Below are 19921 nucleotides of genomic sequence, written 5' to 3'. Positions count from 1 at the left end.
GCCTACCCGTCTCCCGCCGCGCACCCACGCGATACGCTGGGGACGATGAGCACGCATGATGACGGCCCGGAGCCGTCCACGGGTCGACTCGACCGCTTCCTCGCCTACGCGGCGCTGACGCTGGCCGCGCTCTCGATCCTCAGCTTCTTCGCGATCATCATCGGAACCGCCACCGGCATGGATCAGAAGGCCTTCGGCACCGGAGTGTGGCCCTTCCTCGCGGGACTGCCGCTGTTCGGGCTGCCGCTGGCATTCATCATGATCATCACCCTGCTGATCCTGACCTTCGTCCGCAAGGGACGCGCGGACAAGCGCCGCTGATCCGATGAGCACTCACGCACGCCCGCTGGCCGATCGACTCGCCGCGGCGAGCGATGCGCAGCTCGAAGAGCTGCTGCGTGCCCGCTCCGTGCGGACGGATGCCGACTGGGAAGACTTCTTCGATGCGGCGGAGGCGCTGCTGGAATCCGGGTCCATCGAACGCGGACTCGCCGCGCTGACGCGCACCGAAGCCCAGCACCTGCGCGATGCCGTACAGGGCAACGCGGATGCCGACGCCCTGACCGCACTTGCGTCGCGAGGGTTCGTCGATGGCGACGGACGCGTGCTTCCCCCGGTGGCCGACCTGGTGACGTCGCGGCCCGCGATCTCCGAGGCATCCGCCGTCGAGGAGTCCCCGTCCTCCGAGGCGGCGTCCGCACGGTGCGCCGAGCGCGCTTTCACCACGATCGGCGACCTGGCGGATCTACTGCTGGCCGCACGCTCGACGCCCCTCGCTCTGGTCGCGACCGGGGCGCTGAGCGCCGGCGAGCGACGGCGACTGTCCACCACCAGTGACCCCGACCAGCTGCGCGAGATCGCCGAGATCTCGGGCCTGGCACGCGCCGTGGACCGCGAGCTGCGCGTCGCGGCACGGGCGGAGGACTGGCTCGCCGATCCGTTCGCGGTGCGCTGGGCGCACGTGGCCGATTCGTTCCGCGATGCGCTGCCTGACGGCATCCGGTCGAATGCGGGCTGGGTACCGGTCGCCGAATGGCACGACGCATTCCCCTGGAGCACGTCGTGGCCGGCACGGGCGCAGAACCTCGTCGCACTCGCCCGGCTGCTCGGACTGCGCGCCGACGACGACACCGAGCCGCGGTGGGCCACGCCATTGCGCCGCGGGGAACCGGTGGACACCTCCGCACTGGAGTCGCTGCTGCCGACCGAGGTCGACCGCATCTTCCTGCAGAACGACCTGACCGCGATCGCGCCCGGCCCGCTGCAGCCCGCTCTGGACAATCGGCTGCGCGCGATGAGCGAGCATGAGTCCGCGGCCCAGGCGTCGTCATACCGGTTCACCGCGGAGTCGATCTCCCGCGCACTCGTCGACGGCGAGACCGAGTCCGGCATCCTGGCGTTCCTGCACGAGGTGTCGCTGACCGGAGTGCCTCAGCCGCTCGAATATCTCGTCGCCCAGACCGCGGCGCGACACGGACTCGTTCGCGTCGGACCTGACGCCACGGGCGGGACCTCCGTGTCCAGTGCCGATGAGAACCTCCTCGAGGCGATCGAGGTCGATCGGAACCTTCGACCGATGGGCCTGGTGCGCCAGGGCGCGCAGCTGGCCTCGCGCGTCAGCGCCGAGACGGTGGCCTGGGCGCTGACGGATGCTCGATACCCGGCGACGCTCGTGGACCGCGACGGCGCGACGGTCTCGGCCCGACGCAGGCGCCTGGCGCCCGAGCCGCACCCCGTCTCGACCTCGCACGCCGCCCTCATCGCGCGTCTGCGGTCCAGGCAGGGCCCGGACGCGGATGCCGCATGGCTGGATCGCGAGCTCGAGACCGCCGTGCGCGCCCGCGCCGTGGTGCTCGTCGAGGTCGCGATGCCCGACGGATCCAGCCGCGAGCTGACGCTGGAGGCCTCCGGCATGGGCGGCGGCCGGCTGAGAGGTCGGGACCGCGCCGCCGATGTCGAACGCACCCTTCCGGTGCGCAGCATCCGTTCGGTCCGCGTGCTGGAGAGCTGAGCGCTTCCCCGCGATGGTGCGCCGCCACGCCCTCCGGGACGCGCGGCCGGTAGACTGGTCAGCTATGTCTGATGGCCCTCTGATCGTCCAAAGCGACCGCACCGTGCTTCTGGAGGTCGCGCACGCCGACGCGGAGTCCGCGCGGCATGAGCTGGCGATCTTCGCCGAGCTCGAGCGAGCACCGGAGCACATCCACACCTACCGCATCACCCGTCTCGGTCTGTGGAACGCGCGCGCGGCCGGGCACACCGCCGATGACATGCTCGAGACCCTCGAGCGCTGGTCGCGCTTCCCCGTGCCGCCCTCGGTGGCCGTGGACCTGCGAGAGACCGTGAACCGTTATGGGCGTCTGGTGATCGAGCGCGATGATGAGGGCGTGCTGATGCTGCGCTCCAGCGACCCGGCGGTGCTGACCCAGGTCGCCGGCAACAAGCGCATCCAGCCGCTGCTCATCGGCCATCCCAACCCCGACACCTATGCGATCGACGCGTGGGCGCGCGGACAGATCAAGCAGGAGCTGCTGAAGATCGGCTGGCCGGCGGAGGATCTCGCCGGCTACACCCCGGGAACCCCGCACGAGATCGCCCTCGCCGAGGATGGCTGGGCGATGCGCCCGTACCAGCACGAAGCCGTCGACGCGTTCGCCCGCGAGGGATCGGGAGTCGTCGTGCTCCCCTGCGGCGCCGGCAAGACGATCGTCGGCGCCGGCGCGATGGCCGCCACCGGAACGACCACGCTGATCCTGGTGACCAACACCGTCTCTGCTCGGCAGTGGCGCGATGAGCTGATCCGGCGCACATCGCTGACGGCCGAGGAGATCGGCGAGTACTCCGGGCAGGCCAAGGAGGTCAAGCCCGTCACGATCGCCACCTACCAGATCCTCACGGCGAAGCGGAAGGGCGAGTACGCGCACCTCGCACTGCTGGATGCCCTGGACTGGGGCCTCATCGTCTACGACGAGGTGCATCTGCTGCCCGCCCCGGTGTTCAAGCTCACCGCCGACCTGCAGGCCCGGCGTCGCATCGGACTGACCGCCACCCTGGTCCGCGAGGACGGCCGTGAGGGCGACGTGTTCAGCCTGATCGGCCCGAAGAGGTTCGACGCCCCCTGGAAGCAGATCGAGGCGCAGGGCTTCATCTCCCCTGCCGCCTGCTTCGAGGTGCGCGTGGATCTGCCGCCGGGCGACCGTCTGGAGTACGCGGCGGCCAGCGATGACGAGCGCTACCGGCTCGCGGCATCCGCCCCTGCGAAGATCGAGGCCGTGCGGGAGCTGATCGACAAGCATCCCGATGAGCGCATCCTCGTGATCGGACAGTACCTCGACCAGCTCCAGGTGCTGTCCGAGGCCCTGAACGCCCCGCAGATCACCGGCGCCACGCCGGTCGACGAGCGCGAGGAGCTGTACCGGCAGTTCCGCGAGGGCGAGATCTCGCTGCTCGTCGTCTCGAAGGTCGCGAACTTCTCCGTCGACCTGCCCGAGGCGTCCGTCGCGATCCAGGTCTCCGGGTCCTTCGGCTCCCGCCAGGAGGAGGCTCAGCGTCTGGGCCGACTGCTGCGGCCGAAGCAGTCGAATCACACCGCCAGCTTCTACACGCTGATCGCCCGCGACACGATCGACCAGGACTACGCGCAGAACCGGCAGCGCTTCCTCGCCGAGCAGGGTTACAGCTACACGATCCTCGACGCCGACGAGCTCACTGCGGCGTAGCCCGCAGGATGCGAGCGGGCTGCGAGAAAGTCGCGGATGCGTTCCAACCCCTCCACCAGCGCGGCATCGTCGAGCGCATACGAGAAGCGAAGGTGACCGGGCGCGCCGAACGCCTCGCCTGGCACGACCGCGACATCGATCTCCTCGAGAAGCAGGCGTGAAAGCTGCAGACTGGTCGTGACCGGTTCGCCACCGTGTCGCAGTGTCCCGTCGAGGAGAGCGCGAACATCGGGGAACACGTAGAACGCGCCCCGTGGATTCGACACACGAACCTTGTCGAACGTCCTGATCAGCTCGTAGGCGATGCGCCGACGCCGGTCGAACACGTTGCGCATCTGCTCGGGAAAGTCCTGTCCGTGCCGGATGGCCGCCAGTGCTGCGCGTTGCGAGATGTTGGAGACGTTCCCGGTTGTGTGCGACTGGAAGTTCTTGACCGCATCGATGACGGACGCAGTAGAGACGATCCAGCCTAGCCGCCATCCCGTCAGCACGTGGCTCTTCGCCAGCCCGTTGACGATGATGAGCTGTTCCCGCGGCAGGAACCGCGAGATTGACACGAATCGCGACTCCTCGTAGACGAAGTCGTGGTAGATCTCGTCCGAGATCACCCAGATCCGATGTTCGGCCGCCCACTCGCCGATCCGTCGTATCTCGTCTTCGCTGTACACCGCGCCGGTCGGATTCGACGGCGAGGTGAAGATCAGAGCGGTGGTGCGGTTCGTTCGCGCATGCTCCAGATCGGCGACCGTGGTCTTGTACTCGCTGTCGACATCTGTTGACACCGGCACCGTGATCCCGCCTGCGAGCTTCACCTGCTCTGGATAGCTTGTCCAGTACGGCGCGGGGAGCAAGACCTCGTCTCCAGGGTTCAGGATGGCCGACAGCGCGTTGTAGATCGCCTGTTTGCCACCATTGGCGATAGCGACCTCGTTGGCGGTGAATACACTGCCCGCGTACGCAGTGGTGTACTCCGCGACCGCCTCGCGAAGCTCCGGCAGACCGGATGGGCCACTGTAGTGGTGATTGTGTGGGTCATCGATGGCAGCCTTCGCAGCCTCGGTGATGAATGCGGGGGTGTCGAAGTCCGGCTCGCCGGCGCCGAACGCGATGACCGGACGTCCCTCACCGCGGTACTTCTTCGCCAGTGCGTCGATGGCCTGCGGTGCGGACTCCGTTACGGATGCGAGAAGCCGGGAAACGGTGAGCTCACTCATACTGCGGGATCTCCTTTGTGCGCTTGCTGTCGGAACTCGACCACTTCTCCACCCTCACCGCGATGAACGACATCAGCAGACACAGTGCGATGTAGATCGATCCCATGACGATGGCGGCCGGGATGATGGGGCTGCCGTATTGGAACTGCGTTCCGTAGAACTTGGCCAGATACAGCAGCTCGGGATAGGTCACCATGAAGCCGAGCGCGGTGTCCTTCAGCGCGACGACCAGCTGCGAGATGATCGTGGGCAGCATGTTCCGGATCGCCTGCGGCGCCAGAATCACCCTCAGCACCTGCCCACGGGTGAGGCCGATGGCGTATCCGGCCTCGCTCTGGCCGCTCGGCAGGCTCTGGATACCCGCCCGGAAGATCTCCGCGAAGACGGATCCGTTGTAGATCATCAGGCCGCCGACCACCGCGACGAACGGTGTGACGAAGGTGGCGCCGATGACCGGCAGGCCGTAGTAGAGCAGCATCATCAGGATGAGCAGCGGAATGGCCCGAAACGTCTCGGTCACCCAGCTGAAAGCGACCGTGACCCATCTGACAGGTGATAGCCGTCCCAACAGGAGCAGCACACCCAGCCCGAGCGCGAGCAGCGCCCCGACGATGAATGCGTTCATCGTCGACATGGTGGTTCTCAGAATCTCCTGCTGAACCATCGGAAAGGTGAAGGTCTGCCATTTCCTGGCGTCTAACTGACCCGAACGATAGAGCTGGTAGACGATGAACGCAACGATCAGCACGACGATGGCGACCGTGATGAAGCCTGCGATATTGCTTCGACGGCGAGCCTTGGGTCCTGGAACGTCGAAGAGCTCCTGAGTGGCGTAGCTCACGATTGCGCCCACTTTCGTTCGAACTTGCGTTGCAGTGCAGCCAGTCCCATGACGAGGATGAAGAAGAACAGTGCGACCCAGAGCAGTGTCACGAGCAGGTTCTCGCCGCGCTCGGACATGTTGGCCGAGATGGCACCGGCCTGCATGACCGAGAAGCCGCTGGCGACCGTGGTGTTCTTCAGCGCCGCGATGAAGACGCTCATGAGTGGTGGCACGACGTTGCGGAACGCCTGAGGAAGCAGCACCACCCACATGACCTGACCGAAGCTGAGGCCGATGGCGCGGGCTGCTTCAGTCTGCCCTTTGTCGATCGAATTGACGCCTGAGCGGAACACCTCCGCGACGTAACTCGCGGTATAGAGAACGAGCGCGACGGTGGCCAGAGTGAAGTAGTCCAGTGCTGGCAGACCGAGCTTCGGATAGCCGAGCGCGAAGAACATCATGAGCAGAGCCAGAGGCGTGTTGCGCAGGGTGTTCACATACACCGTGCCTACGGCTCTCATGGGAGCGGACGGTGAGATGCGCAGGATGCCGATGACGCTTCCGAGAAGGAGAGCGAACACGGCAGAGATCACGAACATGATCCCGGTGTTCGTGAATCCCAGGACGAACAGGTCGAGGTTGTCTGTGAGAACCTGCATGGCTGCTTTCCTATCTGTGCGCTTCAGGTGGGATCGGGGAGAGAGCCGTTCACGGCACTCTCCCCGATCTGCTCGAGGCGACTCTTAGTAGTTGTCGACCTCTGCAGCTTGGAACGCGACACCGGATGAGCCCAGGTTGCCGTCGTAGATCTTCTGCAGTACATCTGAATCTTCGGTGAGCAGCCCGTTGACGAACTTGCGCAGCGCGTCGTCGGTCTTGGAGACTCCGATGCCGAAGCCTTCATGGGTGAAAGGCTTCCCGACCACTTTGAGCTGGTCCGGTGCGAGCGTGGTGTAGCCGATGAGCAGCGCCTCATCCGTGGTGACCGCGTCGACCTGGCTGCTGGTCAGCGCGTCCACGCACTGCGCCATGTTGTCGAATTCGACGGTTTCGACGTCGGGGTGGTTCTGCTTGACGTACTGAATGGGCGTCGAACCCGTGATCGAGCACACCTTGTGCCCGGCCATGTCGTCCTCCCCCTTGATATCGGTGTTGTCTGCACGCACCAGAAGGCTCTGGCCGTTGGTCATGTAAGGACCGGCGAAGCCGACGAGCTCCTTGCGCTTTTCTGAGATCGTGTACATCCCGATGATCAGGTCGGCATCGCCGTTGGTCAGCGATTGCTCACGACTCTGACTGGGGATGGTGACGTACTCGATGCGGTCCTCGCCGAACCCGAGCTCCGCGGCGATCCAACGAGCCAGATCAATGTCGAAGCCTGAGCGCTCACCCGTGGCGGCATCGCGCATGCCGAAGCCGGGCTGATCTTCCTTCACGCCGAGAATGATCTTTCCACGCTCCTGCATGGCTTCGAACGTGGGGCTGCCTTCCAGCTCGACGCTGGACGAGACGGGGAACTCGACGGCGTCAGCCGGCTTCGTGTCCGACTCCGCGCCGGGGACGGCGGTCGAACAGGCGCTGAGCACCAGGCCCAGCGCCGCGAGACCGACGACTGACAGACTGATCTTCTTCTGCGACATGCTTCTCCTCGTTGTAGTGGTGACGTTGTGCCTTGGGTGATGAAAGCTAGCGGGCCAGGATCTTCTGCAGGAAGTCTCTGGCTCGAGTTGTCTTAGGGCTGGCGAAGAAGTCGGCGGGGGTTGCCTCTTCCACCACCTGGCCGTCGGCCATGAAGACGATCCGGTCGGCGGCCTCGCGAGCGAACCCCATCTCGTGGGTCACGACGACCATCGTCATCCCCGTCTTAGCCAGGTCGAGCATGACGTCGAGAACCTCACTGACCATCTCCGGATCCAGAGCGCTCGTCGGCTCATCGAAGAGCATGACCTTCGGGTTCATCGCCAGCGCGCGAGCGATCGCGACGCGCTGCTGCTGGCCTCCCGAGAGCTGCGCGGGGAGCTTGTGCGCCTGGTTGGCGACTCCCACCCGCTCGAGCTTCTCCATGGCCAGTCGTTCGGCCTCCGCCTTCTTCGCCTTGCGGACCAGGATCGGCCCGAGGGAGACGTTCTCGAGGACCGTCTTGTGGGCGAAGAGGTTGAACGACTGGAACACCATGCCGACGTCAGCTCGCAGCGCGGCCAGCTCGCGGCCCTCCTCGGGCAGCGCGACACCGTCGATGTAGATCTCGCCGGAGGTGATCGTCTCGAGTCGGTTTATGGCACGGCACAGGGTCGACTTGCCCGCCCCGGACGGGCCGATCAGGGCGACGATCTCTCCTCGGTTCACCACCGTGTTGATATCGCGCAATACGTGGTTGTCACCATAGAACTTGTTCACCTGCTTGAGGATCACCAGCGCGTCGCCGGAGGGCACCGACGGTATCGAGACTGTGTTGTTGATCTCCATGGCGTTCTCCTGCTCGTGGGTTGTTCGGCGAATGCGCGCCGGGACGGCGAACGATGTTGCGCCGTCCCGGTGCGCGTGTCAACGCGCGTGGGCTGGGATCACTGGACCCGACTGATCAGCGTGCGGAGCATCTCGTTCTCTTCAGCCGTGAGGTCGGTGAGAGGAGCACGGACACTTCCGATCGTGCGCCCCGTCACGTTCAGGCCCGCCTTGACGATCGACACGGCGTAGCCCTTCTTGCGGTCGCGGATCTCCAGATACGGAAGGACGAAGTCGCGAAGTCCCGCGAAGACGAACTCGTGATCCTTGGCTCGCACCGCCGCATAGAAGCGAAGCGCGAACTCGGGCACGAAGTTGAACATGGCGGATGAATATGTCGTCACGCCCAGCTCCAGATACGGCAGAGCGTATGTCTCAGCAGTCGGAAGGCCCCCGATGTAGATCAGGCGATCGCCGAGCTTCGTGTAGATCTTGGTCATCTGGTCGAGGCTGCCGACGCCATCCTTGAAGCCGATCAGGTTCGGGTTCCGGTCGGCCACACGGGCGACCGTGTCGGCATCGAGAGCCATGTTGGCGCGGCTGTACACGATGACGCCGAGCGACGTGGCACGGCAGACCGCCTCGATGTAAGCGGCGAGGCCGTCCTGCGACGCCTCAGTGAGGTACGGCGGAAACAGCAGGATGCCGGCGGCGCCGGCCGTCTCTGCAATGCCTGCCTGCTCGATGGCATTGGCCATAGATCCGCCGGCCGGAGCCAGCACCGGCAGCTTTCCGTCCACCTCTTGCACGGCGGCTGCGACGACCGCGGAGATCTCGGAGTTGCTGAGGGAGAAGAACTCGCCGGTACCGCCGGCCGCGAAGAGGCCAGCGACGTCATAGCTGCTCATGTACGCGAGGTGCTCTCGATAGCGCGCCTCGTCGAAGCTGAGGTCTGCTGCGAAGGCCGTAACGGGGAAGGAGAGAAGTCCGCTGCCGACCTTGATGGCGAGGTCTTGCGGGCTATAAGCGTTCACAGTCGACATTCCTTTGTTCAGATGGCTTCGCCGACGAGGCAGGTGAACTGCTCGGCGGTTGCCTCAACCGTAGGCAGGCAGGCATACCTGAACAACTGCTCTTTTGTATTGACTAATACTTTCAGTGCATCATTCCAACGATGAACTGAACTCCTCCAGCACCGCGCGGGCCGTACGGAACACCGGGTTCGAGTTGTCGGACCGCCAGACTGCGCGCAGCTTGACCTTCGGATCCGGATGCTCGGCGATCGATCTGAACACGATCCCCGACATCCGCAGCTTGGCAGCCGACTGGGGCACCAGCGCGATGCCCTTGTTCGCCGCGACGAGCGCCAGCATGCTGTGCACCTGGGTGATCTCCTGACTGGGCACGGTCGGGATGGTCGCCAGTATCGTGTCGACAAGCACTCGGAAATAGCGGGACTCATCCGGCGAGTACGTGAGAATCCGCTCTCCCTCGAGTTCGGCCACCTTGACCGGCCGACTCGTGACTCCGAGTCGGTGCCTGCTGCTGATCGCGACGATCAGCGCCTCCTGCCTGACCAGAAGCGACTCCAGTTCTGCCGAGGGCGGGACGTCTCGAACGAAGCCGATGTCGATCGCGCCGCGCATCACCGCCGCGATCTGGCCTTGCGACACCATCTCGTGGATGTCGACGGTCAGGTGCGGTGAATGCTCATCGAGCCTTGACAGGAACTCGCCGAGCAGTTCCAAGATGCCCGTGGCTGTTATCCCGATCTTGATCTCGCCCGCGACACCTTCGGAGATGCGCTTGGCCATGCTGCGCGACGCCTGCGCGATGCTCAATATCTTCTGCGCCTCACCGTGGAAAGCACGCCCGGCCTGCGTCAGTCTGACCGCCCGTTTGGAGCGATCGAAGAGCGCGAAGTCCAGCTCGGCTTCGAGCTTCTGGATCTGCCTGCTCAGCGGCGGTTGAGTCATATTCAAACGCTCGGCCGCGCGACCGAAGTGCAGTTCCTCGGCAACCACGACGAAGCTTTTGAGCTGATCGAAGGTGAACACGGACCCTCCCGGGACGTCGATGCAATCATCAATACCCTAATTGCATCACCGAACATCGCCCGGGTTCTAGAATGACATGACCACTGACCGGTGGGCAGTCTATGAGGTCGTCGAGCCCGATGAGGTGCCAGCATCCGGCTTCAGCCCGCAGCGCCAGCAGGGCGCCGCGAGATCGTCGAGGAGGGCACCGCACTCGGGACAGACGTTCGCGAGCCAGCAGGCGCTGTCGCCGCCCTCGTACTCGTCCATGGTCGGGATGCTACCCCTGGCAGTGTCGCCGCGTCCTCAGCTCTGCCGGATCCAGTTCAGGGCGATGTCGGCCACCGCATCCGGAGCGTCGTCGACGACGAAGTGCGCCGCACCCTCGATGAAGGCCAGCTCGAAGCGGTCGGCGAACCGCTCCGATCCGCGACAGATCGCGCGCACGGTGTCCTCGGTGAACGGTCCGTCGAGCCTCCCGAAGACCGCGAGCGTCGGTGGCGTCAGGTGCTGGCGCCGATAGTGCCCCGATGCCAGTCGCATCGACTCGGGGATGATCATCCCCCGATACAACGCGCGCACCGAGTCCCCCGCACCAGGCCGCCTCTGCACGCGCAGGTAGGCGTCGATCGTCTCGGCCGTGAACGGCTTCGCCGCGTAGTGATCGCCGAACAGCCACTGCAGGCCGCTGCCGGCCCGGTGCATCAGCAGCCGCGGCATGTGCGCGAAGGCCGGCAGCAGTCTCGTACTGAAGGCCATGAACCCCGGCGGGACCGCGAACTGCACCGACGAGCGCACCCGCTCCGGATGGAGGTAGGCGAGCTGTCCCGCGACCACGGCCCCCAGGTCGTGGCTGATGATGTGCGCGCTCGAGATCCCCAGCTCGTCCAGCAGCGCGACGACATCACCCAGCATCGCCTTCCTCGTGAAGCCGGGCTCCGCGGCATCCGTCCATCCGCTTCCCCTCAGATCCGGGCAGATGACCCGGAACCCGGCCTCGGCGATGCGCGGCGCCACCTCGCGCCACTCCCACCAGTGCTGCGGAAACCCGTGCAGCATCACGACCGGCTCCCCAGCGCCGATCGTGGCCACGTGCGTGCGCAATCCCGGGGTGCTCACCACGGAATGCTCGAAGCCCGCCGCCTCGGGCAGCGGCGGAGCCCATGCCCCCTGCACGGGAACGCGTGAGGCGGCTGATCCGTCCATGTTCCGAGCTCCTCATCCGGCGATCATCCGCAGATCACCTGCACACACGTTACTACGTTCATAGTTGATTGTCACTAGGAACGTAGTTGCCTAAGCTCAAACCGTGAGCAGCATCCGTCAGCGCGCCCTCGACGCCGCCGTGACCCTGGTGGGGACCGCGGGCGTGCGGGCGCTCACGCACGCCCGCGTGGATGCCGCGGCCTCGCTTCCGGCGGGCTCGACCTCCAATCACTTCCGCACACGCGCGGCACTGATCAGCGGGGTGATCACCTGGATCGCGCAGAGCGAGCGCACGGATGCAGGTATCCCGGAGATCCACTCTCCCGACGACCTGATCGCCGCACTCACGCAGATGATCCAGGTGCAGTCCGGCCCGCTGGCACCCCGCACCCGGGCGCGCTACGCATTGTTCCTGGAGGCGGATGCCGCCACCGCGAAGCCGCTGCGGGAACAGCGCCTGGGGATGGAGGCGTGGGTGCGCGGCATCCTGCGCGAACTCGGCGGAGTGCCCGCTGAAGCCCAGACCTCGTTCCTGATGGCAACCGCCGACGGGCTTCTGCTGCACCGCCTCACGGTCGATTCGGAGGCCCCGATCACTCCTGTCATCGCCCGAGCCGTCCATTCGGCACTCGCACTCTGAAACCGGCGCTCCGACAGACAATCAGCCACGGCATGGCTCGGGTCACCATAATGGGGACATGACTGATGCGCGCATCCTGGTCGTCGACGACGAGCCGAACATCCGCGACCTGCTCTCCCGGGGTCTCAGCTTCGCCGGATTCAAGGTGAAGACCGTCGCCAATGGCGCGGCGACCATCTCGGCCGTCCTCGAAGAGGAGCCGGACCTCATCATCCTCGACGTCATGCTCCCCGACATGAACGGGTTCAGCGTGACCAAGCGCCTGCGCGGCGCGGGCTTCACGGCGCCGATCCTCTTCCTCACGGCGAAGGACGACACGCAGGACAAGATCGAGGGACTCAACGCCGGCGGCGACGACTACGTCACCAAGCCCTTCGCACTGGACGAGATCGTCGCCCGCGCGCAGGCGATCCTGCGACGCACGATGCAGACCGACGAGGAGTCACTGATCCGTGCCGGAGAACTCTCCATGGATCAGGACACGCACGACGTGTTCGTCGGCAAGGCGCCCATCGAACTGAGCCCGACCGAGTTCAAGCTGCTGAAGTACCTCATGCTCAACCCGAACCGCGTGCTGTCGAAGGCGCAGATCCTCGACCACGTCTGGGAGTACGACTTCAACGGCGACGCCGGGATCGTGGAGAGCTACATCTCCTATCTGCGCCGCAAGATCGACCCGCACACCGAGGAGTCGCTCATTCAGACCAAGCGCGGCTTCGGCTACATGCTGAAGGTCGGCAAGTCGGCCTGAGCGCGAGACCGGTCGTGGCGAACGGATCCGACTCCGTCACCCTGTGGTGGCGGCGGATCAGCCTGCGTGCGAAGGTCACGGGAGTGACCGTCGCCGTGCTCGCGCTCGGTCTCGTGATGGCGGGGATCGGCACAGTGCCCATCCTGCGCGGCGCCATGATCAACAACATCGACTCCCAACTGCCGGCGCTGGCGACGACCGGACAGGCGGAGCGATTCTTCGACGTCTCGACGAACGGCGACGGCGAGCTGGTCTTCCAGCCCGCGGCCGACGCCCCGCGGTCCACGGATTTCGTGGTGGCGTTCTACCGTGCGGATGGCACTCTGCTCGCCGAGGCGGGCGGACAGTCCGCAGAACGGCGCCCCGACTTCCCCGAGACCTTTACGCTGCTGCAGGCGAAGGCCAAGGAGGACCAGGTCATCCCGCTGAACGGGCCGGGAGGCCTGGAGTTCCATGCCTCGGTGTCGCCGCAGCCGGCGCAGACCTCGCAGAGCCTGCTGTACGTGCAGGTCGTGGCCCTGCCGCTGGAGGAGGCCGACCGTATCGTCGGAACCTACATCGCCGTGTACACCGCGGTCGCGCTGGTGACGATCCTGCTGGCGGCGCTGCTGATCCGCGGCCTGGTGACCCTGACCTTCCGCCGGCTCAGCCTGGTCGAGTCCACCGCCATGGCGATCGCCGCAGGAGACATCAGTCAGCGTCTGACCGACCTGGAGCCGACCACCGAGGTCGGGCGGCTCAACACCGCGATCAACACGATGCTCGACCGCGTGGATCGATCGCTCGCACAGCGCGACCGCACCGTGCAGAACATGCGTCGCTTCATCGGCGACGCCAGCCATGAGCTGCGCACTCCTCTGGTGAGCGTGCGCGGCTACGCCGAGCTCTACCGGATGGGTGCGATCAGCGGCGACGAAGACACCGCCAGGGCGATGGAGCGCATCGAGAAGGAGGCGATCCGGATGGGCGTGCTCGTCGAGGATCTGCTCGCGCTGGCCCGCCTCGACGAGGAGCGCGAGCGCGAGCTGCAGATCACCTCGATCGACCTGCGACCGGTGGCCCGCGACGCGGCCCTCGATCTGCGCGCGGCATCGCCCGGTCGAACCATCACGGTGATCGACACCACGGCGCAGGATGCCGAGCCGCTGCGCCGCCCGCAGGCTCCCCCGATCGCCCCTCCCGCAGCACCGCCTGCGGCCGCCCGCGCGGCTGGCCCGCTCGGAAGACTGCGTCGACGCCCGAAGCCGCTCCCCCCGACCGTCATGTCCATCGACTTCACCGAGGCGACGGATGCCCCGGTGCGCACACCTCCGATCGTGCTCGGCGAGGAGAACAAGGTGCGCCAGGTGGTCACCAATCTGCTCGGCAACGCCCGACGGTTCTCGCCCGCGGACGGCGCCATCGAGATCGTCGTCGGCGCGGACCGGCACCGCGGAGTCGGCACCATCGCCATCGTCGATCACGGCGAGGGCATCCCGCCGCAGATCCGCGAGCACATCTTCGAGCGCTTCTGGCGCGCCGACACGTCCCGCGCCCGGGAGACAGGCGGCTCCGGCCTGGGCCTGGCGATCGTCGCGTCGATCGTGGAGTCGCTGCACGGCTCGGTGCGCGTGGATGAGACGCCGGGAGGCGGGGCGACCTTCATCGTGTCGCTGCCGCTGGCCCCCGCACAGGCGACACCCGCGCACCTGCTGGAGGAGACGCAGCCGCTGGACCGGCTGGATCTCTGATCCACTCCTCCTCCACAATCGCCGTCGTCGACGAGTTGTGCACGGATGCCGGTGATCGCCGCATCCGCTTCCTCCTCGGGCTTCTAGTGTCGGAAGCCCAACGAGAGGAGATCTCATGTCCGTCTTCACCGTCGACACCGATGCGGTCCTCGCCGCGAACGGCGCCGCCCGAGCCACCATGGAGCGGCTGCAGAGCGAGTCCACCGCGCTGATGGCGCAGCTGACGCAGCTGCAGTCATCCTGGACCGGGTCGGCATCCGTCGCATTCCAGCAGTGCAGCGAGCAGTGGCGCGGCGCGCAGATGCACGTCGAGCAGGTGCTGGCCTCCATCAGCGGCGCACTGGGCTCGGCTGCGAGCCAGTATGCGGATGCCGATCAGTACTCCGCGAGCCTGTTCCGCTGACCGTCGGCACGGCGCCACGTCGGCACGGCGCCACGTCGCCACGTCGCCACGTCGCACGAAGAGCACCCCGGACATGCAGAACGCCCCCTGCGGGAGCAGGGGGCGTTCTGTCAGAAGAGGCTGACCTCAGATCGTCAGATCAGAAGTCCATGCCGCCCGACGGGTCGCCCATCGGAGCCGGAGCCTTCTCGGGCTTGTCGGCCACGACGACCTCAGTGGTGAGGAACAGGGCTGCGATCGATGCTGCGTTCTGCAGCGCCGATCGGGTGACCTTGGCCGGGTCGATGATGCCCTGTGCGAACATGTCACCGTACTCGCCCGTGGCGGCATTCAGGCCGTGACCCGAAGGCAGCTCGGAGACCTTGTGTGCAACCACACCGGGCTCGAGGCCCGCGTTGAGGGCGATCTGCTTCAGCGGAGCCTCGAGTGCGACGCGGACGATGTTCACGCCCGTCGCCTCGTCACCCACGAGGGCGAGACCGTCAAGGGCCCGTGCCGACTGGATGAGCGCGACGCCACCACCGGGGACGATGCCCTCCTCGACGGCAGCCTTCGCGTTGCGGACGGCGTCCTCGATGCGGTGCTTGCGCTCCTTGAGCTCGACCTCGGTGGCCGCGCCCGCCTTGATGACGGCCACGCCGCCGGCGAGCTTGGCGAGGCGCTCCTGCAGCTTCTCGCGGTCGTAGTCGCTGTCGGTGTTCTCGATCTCGCGACGGATCTGGGTGACGCGACCCTCGATCGCGGATGCCTCTCCGGCGCCCTCGACGATGGTGGTCTCATCCTTGGTGATGATGACCTTGCGTGCACGGCCCAGCAGGTCGAGCGTGGTGTTCTCGAGCTTGAGTCCGACCTCTTCGGTGATGACCTGACCACCGGTGAGGATCGCGATGTCCTGCAGCTGCGCCTTGCGACGGTCGCCGAAGCCGGGAGCCTTGACGGCAGCCGACTTGAAGATGCCGCGGATCTTGTTCAGCACGAGCGTCGCGAGAGCCTCGCCCTCGACGTCCTCGGCGATGATGACCAGTTCCTTGCCGTCCTGGATCACCTTGTCGACGATCGGCAGCAGGTCCTTGATGTTGCCGATCTTCTGGTTGGCGATGAGGATGTACGGGTCCTCGAAGACAGCCTCCTGGCGGTCCGGGTCCGTGACGAAGTACGGGTTCAGGTAGCCCTTGTCGAAGCGCATGCCCTCGGTGAGCTCGAGCTCGGTGCCGAAGGTCTGCGACTCCTCGACGGTGACGACACCCTCCTTGCCGACCTTGTCGATCGCCTCGGCGATGAGCTGGCCGATCTCGGGGTCAGCGGCGGAGATGGACGCGGTCGCGGCGATCTGCTCCTTGGAGTCGATCTCCTTCGCGCTGGCGAGCAGGTCGGCGGTGATGGCCGCGACGGCCTTCTCGATGCCGCGCTTGAGCGAGATCGGGTCGGCGCCGGCTGCGACGTTGCGCAGACCCTCGCGGACCAGTGCCTGAGCGAGGACGGTCGCGGTGGTGGTTCCGTCGCCGGCGACGTCGTCGGTCTTCTTGGCGACCTCCTTGACGAGCTCCGCACCGATCTTCTCGTACGGGTCGTCGAGCTCGATCTCCTTGGCGATCGACACACCGTCGTTCGTGATCGTGGGGGCGCCCCACTTCTTCTCGAGGACGACGTTGCGGCCGCGCGGGCCGAGGGTCACCTTGACTGCGTCGGCCAGGATGTTCAGGCCGCGCTCGAGGCCACGACGGGCCTCCTCATCGAAAGCGATGATTTTTGCCATGAGTCTTTCGTCCCTCCCGGACGTAGGCGATGGGGTATTAGCACTCAGAGTGATCGAGTGCTAATACCAGTCTGGCACTCGACCCATGAGAGTGCAAGCCGTCCGGAGGGGGCGTTCGCCCAGCGCGGATCAGCCCGCCGGCGTCTCCGGCACCTCGCCCGGCGAGGGGCTCTTCGCGCCCAGGTGGTCCAGACCGATCACGACCGTGAGCTGCGGCAGCTCGCTGTCGTTCATCGATGCGTAGTGATCGCTCTGCTCGACCTTCACCCCGCCCAGCACCTCGGCGACGCCCAGAGCCGCGGCCTCGTCCGCCTTCTCGACGTAGAAGACCGTGGTGTCGGGGAACTCCGAGGTCGAGCCGTCGCTGCCGAACACGGCATCCGCCGCCCAGCCTTCGGCGATGAGCTCCTTGCGCACGGACGCGACCACACCGGCCTGCGGGGTGGCGTTCAGGATGAGCACCCGATACGTGGTGTCGATCTCGGCGACCACGCCCTGAGTCTGCTGCGGTGCCGGCTCACCCGAGGCGAAGAGCTGGATGCGCCCCATCAGCACCAGTGAGACGAAGATGCCGATGACGATGAGCACGAGCGCGACTGCCGCAGACCACAGCAGCGTCACAGGACCATTGATCCCGGGCTGCTCTGCGCGATGCGCACCCACCCGGCCGGAGTGGCGGGGAACGTCGTCGAATCTGTCATGGGGGGACTTTGACACCCCTCGATGCTATCGGGCGCATTCCGGGAATGCGCCCGGAGCGGCACTGCTTCCGAGCCGGCCGGAGGTCGCCGCCCTCAGCCGACGAATCCGCGCATGCGCGTCGTGCGCTGTCGTCCTCGCGCATCGCGCAATCGACGCAGCCGGCGGATCAGGAGCGGATCGAAGTCCAGCGCCTCCTCGGTGTCGATCAGGCGCCCCAGCAGCTGGTAGTAGCGCGCCGGACTCATGCCCAGCTGCGCGCGGATGGTCTCCTCCTTCATGCCGCCGTGCCGCGGCCACGCAGCCTCCAGCGTCAGGATCGCGCGGTCGCGCTCGGAGAGATCACCCAGCATGGCCTCAGGCTAGCCGTCTCCCGCCGCACCGCCCGTGCGCCACTCCCACTGCCGCCCGAGCGGATCGGCATCCGACAGCACCCTTCCGTCCAGCGCCACCGCGAATCCGTCGAAGCTCCCGGGATCGACCGGCGGGTGCCAGCCGTCGTGCAGGCCGGGGGCGTCGATCGTCACCCAGCGCGCACCGCTGGCCCGGATGCGATCGATCAGCGAGGCGCGCTGCGCACGCGGCAAATACACGAGCATCCCGGGTGTCATGACGACCGGCGTCGCACCCGCGGGTGCGGACGCCAGCAGATCGTCGAGGCGCGCTTCAGCATCCCCCGCGAGCAGCAGCGGCGGATCCGCCTGCGCGATCGCGACGGCCCCGGCGATGCGCTCGGCGCGTTCGGTCTCCCCCGGCCAGATCAACGATCGCATCCAGGTCCGGTCGTCCGGTTCGCGGATGTCGACAGGGGCGAGGTCGACTCCGGCGCGCCAGACGATCTCCGGCATCCGGATGACGGGAAGAGCCCCGCGCACGATGCTCGTCAGAACCACCTGCGAGGGTCCGTCCGCCGGGTCGATGCGCAGCCGCTCCGTGCCGTCCGCTGCAGTGAAGCGATACGAGTACCGGTCGGGATACAGGCAGAGACCCGCTGACGCTCCGAGCTCGAGCAGAGCGACCGGTCCGTCGATCAGACCGAGCACAGGCAGGAGAGCGGCGAGGCGGAGCGGCTCGTTCGTCTGCACCATCCGGCGCTCGCACTCGGCGACGACCTCCTCGGCATGCGACAGCAGGAACGATCGCCATCCGGCGTAGCCGCCGTCGCCGGAGCCGAGCAGCCGGGTGACGGCGAACATCAGCGGCGGCTGTCGATGCTGCGGGCTGATCCTCGCCAGAACAGCCTGCGCTTCTGCGTCCGCGGCGATGCCGGCGGCCCACTCGGCGTACACGTCGCTGCGCCCCGGCGCCTCGTCTCTCGCGAACAGGTCGAAGCGCTCGCGCACGGCATCCGTCATGTCCTCCATTCTGGCTGGCCCGGACCGCGTCCGAACGCGAGACAATGGAGTCATGTCGTACACCGTGAACAAGACCGAGGACCAGTGGCGCGAAGAGCTCGGCGACGAGCAGTACGCCGTGCTCCGCACAGCGGCCACCGAGCGCGCCTGGACGGGCGAACTGCTCGACGAGCAGCGCGACGGCCTGTACCGATGCGGCGCCTGTCAGGCCGAACTGTTCCGCAGCGGGACGAAGTTCGAGTCCGGATGCGGATGGCCGAGCTTCTACGAGTCGGTGCGTCCCGAGGCCGTGCAGCTGATCGAGGACAACACCCTGGGCATGCAGCGCACCGAGGTTCGCTGCGCCGCATGCGGCTCGCACCTGGGCCATGTGTTCCCCGACGGATTCGGCACGCCCACCGGCGACCGCTACTGCATGAACTCGCTGGCGCTGTCCTTCAGCCCCGACGAGTCGTGACGGCCCTCGAGGCGGTCCTGCGCCGCACCTCCTGGTCGAAGGTCACCGAGGACGCCCCGACGCGCGAGCAGCTGCTGCCGCTCATCGAGGCGGCGGGTCGGGTCGCCGATCACTCGTCTCTGCGCCCCTGGCGACTCATCGAGCTGCGGGGCGACGACCGCGTCGCCCTGGGCGCCGCGATCGCGAAGGCGAACGGTGATCGGGAACCGTCCACCAAGCCGCTGCGTGCTTCACTGCTGATCGCCGTCGTAGCCTCGTACCGCAAGAGCGAGAAGGTGCCGCACTGGGAGCAGGAAGCCGTGGCGTCCGGGGTCGCCCACACTCTGAGCCTGCTGTTGGACGAGGCCGGCTGGGGCGTCATATGGCGCACCGGCGGGTACACCCGCACCAAGGCCGTCGCGAAGGCGCACGGCCTGACGAAGCATGAGGAGCTGCTCGGCTGGCTCTACGTCGGCGGCCGGCCCGAGGGCAAGGACGCCGGACGACGCAAGCCGGTGGATGCCGACGCCCTGCTCACCCGGATGCCGAAGCGCACGTCGAAGAACTGAGCCGACTACGGGATTCGAACCCGTGACATCCTGTTTACAAGACAGGTGCTCTACCAGCTGAGCTAAGTCGGCGAACGCAGACAAGCATACCGAGCGGCGTCCACCGCTCGTGCACCGGCCGCTCGCGCAGCGGCCGCTC

General features: G+C 66.6%; 22 protein-coding genes and 1 tRNA gene. 9 read left to right on the top strand and 14 right to left on the bottom strand.

Features of this window, described 5'->3' with window-relative positions:
- The first annotated feature begins 45 nt into the window (after nt 1–45).
- The 3 genes from QF046_RS17090 to QF046_RS17080 all read left to right on the top strand — a co-directional run bounded on the left by QF046_RS17090 (nt 46) and on the right by QF046_RS17080 (nt 3719).
- Nucleotides 46–321: a multidrug ABC transporter ATPase gene (locus QF046_RS17090; protein WP_307372120.1), complete on the top strand. Its 276-nt coding sequence runs from the start codon at nt 46–48 to the stop codon at nt 319–321.
- A gap of 4 nt (nt 322–325) precedes the next feature.
- Nucleotides 326–2011 (top strand): helicase-associated domain-containing protein, encoded by a 1686-nt coding sequence (locus QF046_RS17085; protein ID WP_307372117.1) that lies wholly within the window; start codon nt 326–328, stop codon nt 2009–2011.
- A 64-nt stretch (nt 2012–2075) separates the two neighbouring features.
- A complete protein-coding gene (locus QF046_RS17080; RefSeq protein ID WP_307372116.1) occupies nt 2076–3719 on the top strand; it encodes a DNA repair helicase XPB in 1644 nt (547 codons plus the stop codon).
- On the opposite strand, the gene QF046_RS17075 is transcribed toward QF046_RS17080, so the two are convergent.
- From QF046_RS17075 to QF046_RS17035, 9 genes are all read right to left on the bottom strand, one after another.
- Nucleotides 3680–4933, bottom strand: coding sequence for a pyridoxal phosphate-dependent aminotransferase (locus tag QF046_RS17075; protein WP_307372113.1), 1254 nt, complete (start codon nt 4931–4933; stop codon nt 3680–3682). The genes QF046_RS17080 and QF046_RS17075 overlap by 40 nt on opposite strands.
- Nucleotides 4926–5774 (bottom strand): ABC transporter permease subunit, encoded by an 849-nt coding sequence (locus tag QF046_RS17070; protein ID WP_307372111.1) that lies wholly within the window; start codon nt 5772–5774, stop codon nt 4926–4928. Before QF046_RS17070 ends, QF046_RS17075 begins: the two co-directional genes overlap by 8 nt.
- Nucleotides 5771–6415 (bottom strand): amino acid ABC transporter permease, encoded by a 645-nt coding sequence (locus tag QF046_RS17065; protein WP_307372109.1) that lies wholly within the window; start codon nt 6413–6415, stop codon nt 5771–5773. Before QF046_RS17065 ends, QF046_RS17070 begins: the two co-directional genes overlap by 4 nt.
- 84 nt (nt 6416–6499) lie before the next feature.
- A complete protein-coding gene (locus QF046_RS17060) occupies nt 6500–7396 on the bottom strand; it encodes a glutamate ABC transporter substrate-binding protein (protein WP_307372106.1) in 897 nt (298 codons plus the stop codon).
- 46 nt (nt 7397–7442) lie between these two features.
- Entirely contained in the window at nt 7443–8222 is a 780-nt protein-coding gene (locus tag QF046_RS17055; protein ID WP_307372103.1) for an amino acid ABC transporter ATP-binding protein, read from the bottom strand.
- 98 nt (nt 8223–8320) lie between these two features.
- The gene (kdgD, locus tag QF046_RS17050) at nt 8321–9235 is read right to left on the bottom strand and encodes a 5-dehydro-4-deoxyglucarate dehydratase (RefSeq protein ID WP_307372892.1); all 915 of its coding nucleotides are present in this window, start codon (nt 9233–9235) and stop codon (nt 8321–8323) included.
- Nucleotides 9236–9364: 129 nt separating this feature from the next.
- On the bottom strand, nt 9365–10258 hold the full coding sequence (locus QF046_RS17045; protein WP_307372100.1) for a LysR substrate-binding domain-containing protein: 894 nt from the start codon (nt 10256–10258) through the stop codon (nt 9365–9367).
- A gap of 99 nt (nt 10259–10357) precedes the next feature.
- Complete coding sequence (locus tag QF046_RS17040; RefSeq protein ID WP_307372098.1) at nt 10358–10507, bottom strand: hypothetical protein; 150 nt, start codon at nt 10505–10507, stop codon at nt 10358–10360.
- A gap of 36 nt (nt 10508–10543) precedes the next feature.
- Nucleotides 10544–11443: an alpha/beta fold hydrolase gene (locus QF046_RS17035; RefSeq protein ID WP_307372096.1), complete on the bottom strand. Its 900-nt coding sequence runs from the start codon at nt 11441–11443 to the stop codon at nt 10544–10546.
- 103 nt (nt 11444–11546) lie between these two features.
- Between QF046_RS17035 and QF046_RS17030 the strand changes: the two genes are divergently transcribed.
- From QF046_RS17030 to QF046_RS17015, 4 genes are all read left to right on the top strand, one after another.
- The gene (locus tag QF046_RS17030; RefSeq protein ID WP_307372094.1) at nt 11547–12083 is read left to right on the top strand and encodes a TetR/AcrR family transcriptional regulator; all 537 of its coding nucleotides are present in this window, start codon (nt 11547–11549) and stop codon (nt 12081–12083) included.
- Between the two features lie 58 nt (nt 12084–12141).
- Complete coding sequence (locus QF046_RS17025) at nt 12142–12834, top strand: response regulator transcription factor (RefSeq protein ID WP_307372092.1); 693 nt, start codon at nt 12142–12144, stop codon at nt 12832–12834.
- 14 nt (nt 12835–12848) lie between these two features.
- Entirely contained in the window at nt 12849–14564 is a 1716-nt protein-coding gene (locus QF046_RS17020) for a cell wall metabolism sensor histidine kinase WalK (protein ID WP_307372090.1), read from the top strand.
- A 115-nt stretch (nt 14565–14679) separates the two neighbouring features.
- On the top strand, nt 14680–14967 hold the full coding sequence (locus QF046_RS17015; RefSeq protein WP_307372087.1) for a WXG100 family type VII secretion target: 288 nt from the start codon (nt 14680–14682) through the stop codon (nt 14965–14967).
- Between the two features lie 139 nt (nt 14968–15106).
- Here the strand turns inward: QF046_RS17015 and groL are convergent, their stop codons facing one another.
- The 4 genes from groL to QF046_RS16995 all read right to left on the bottom strand — a co-directional run bounded on the left by groL (nt 15107) and on the right by QF046_RS16995 (nt 18777).
- Nucleotides 15107–16723 carry a chaperonin GroEL gene (groL, locus tag QF046_RS17010; RefSeq protein WP_307372085.1) on the bottom strand — a complete coding sequence of 539 codons (1617 nt, stop codon included), beginning with the start codon at nt 16721–16723 and terminating at the stop codon, nt 15107–15109.
- 129 nt (nt 16724–16852) lie between these two features.
- Nucleotides 16853–17440 carry a LytR C-terminal domain-containing protein gene (locus QF046_RS17005; RefSeq protein WP_307372083.1) on the bottom strand — a complete coding sequence of 196 codons (588 nt, stop codon included), beginning with the start codon at nt 17438–17440 and terminating at the stop codon, nt 16853–16855.
- Between the two features lie 77 nt (nt 17441–17517).
- Nucleotides 17518–17775 (bottom strand): DUF3263 domain-containing protein, encoded by a 258-nt coding sequence (locus QF046_RS17000; protein ID WP_307372079.1) that lies wholly within the window; start codon nt 17773–17775, stop codon nt 17518–17520.
- A gap of 9 nt (nt 17776–17784) precedes the next feature.
- Nucleotides 17785–18777 carry a DUF2332 domain-containing protein gene (locus QF046_RS16995; RefSeq protein ID WP_307372078.1) on the bottom strand — a complete coding sequence of 331 codons (993 nt, stop codon included), beginning with the start codon at nt 18775–18777 and terminating at the stop codon, nt 17785–17787.
- Between the two features lie 52 nt (nt 18778–18829).
- Here QF046_RS16995 and msrB point away from each other — a divergent pair, with 52 nt between their 5' ends.
- Both msrB and QF046_RS16985 read left to right on the top strand, forming a co-directional pair.
- Nucleotides 18830–19234: a peptide-methionine (R)-S-oxide reductase MsrB gene (msrB, locus tag QF046_RS16990; RefSeq protein WP_307372075.1), complete on the top strand. Its 405-nt coding sequence runs from the start codon at nt 18830–18832 to the stop codon at nt 19232–19234.
- Nucleotides 19231–19782 (top strand): nitroreductase family protein, encoded by a 552-nt coding sequence (locus QF046_RS16985; RefSeq protein WP_307372072.1) that lies wholly within the window; start codon nt 19231–19233, stop codon nt 19780–19782. Before msrB ends, QF046_RS16985 begins: the two co-directional genes overlap by 4 nt.
- Here QF046_RS16985 and QF046_RS16980 read toward each other — a convergent pair.
- Nucleotides 19782–19854: transfer RNA gene (locus QF046_RS16980), tRNA-Thr, on the bottom strand. The genes QF046_RS16985 and QF046_RS16980 overlap by 1 nt on opposite strands.
- Nucleotides 19855–19921: the final 67 nt, after the last annotated feature.

Source organism: Microbacterium sp. W4I4, assembly GCF_030816235.1.
GTDB lineage: Bacteria > Actinomycetota > Actinomycetes > Actinomycetales > Microbacteriaceae > Microbacterium.
This window is presented reverse-complemented; position numbering and strand designations above follow the sequence as displayed.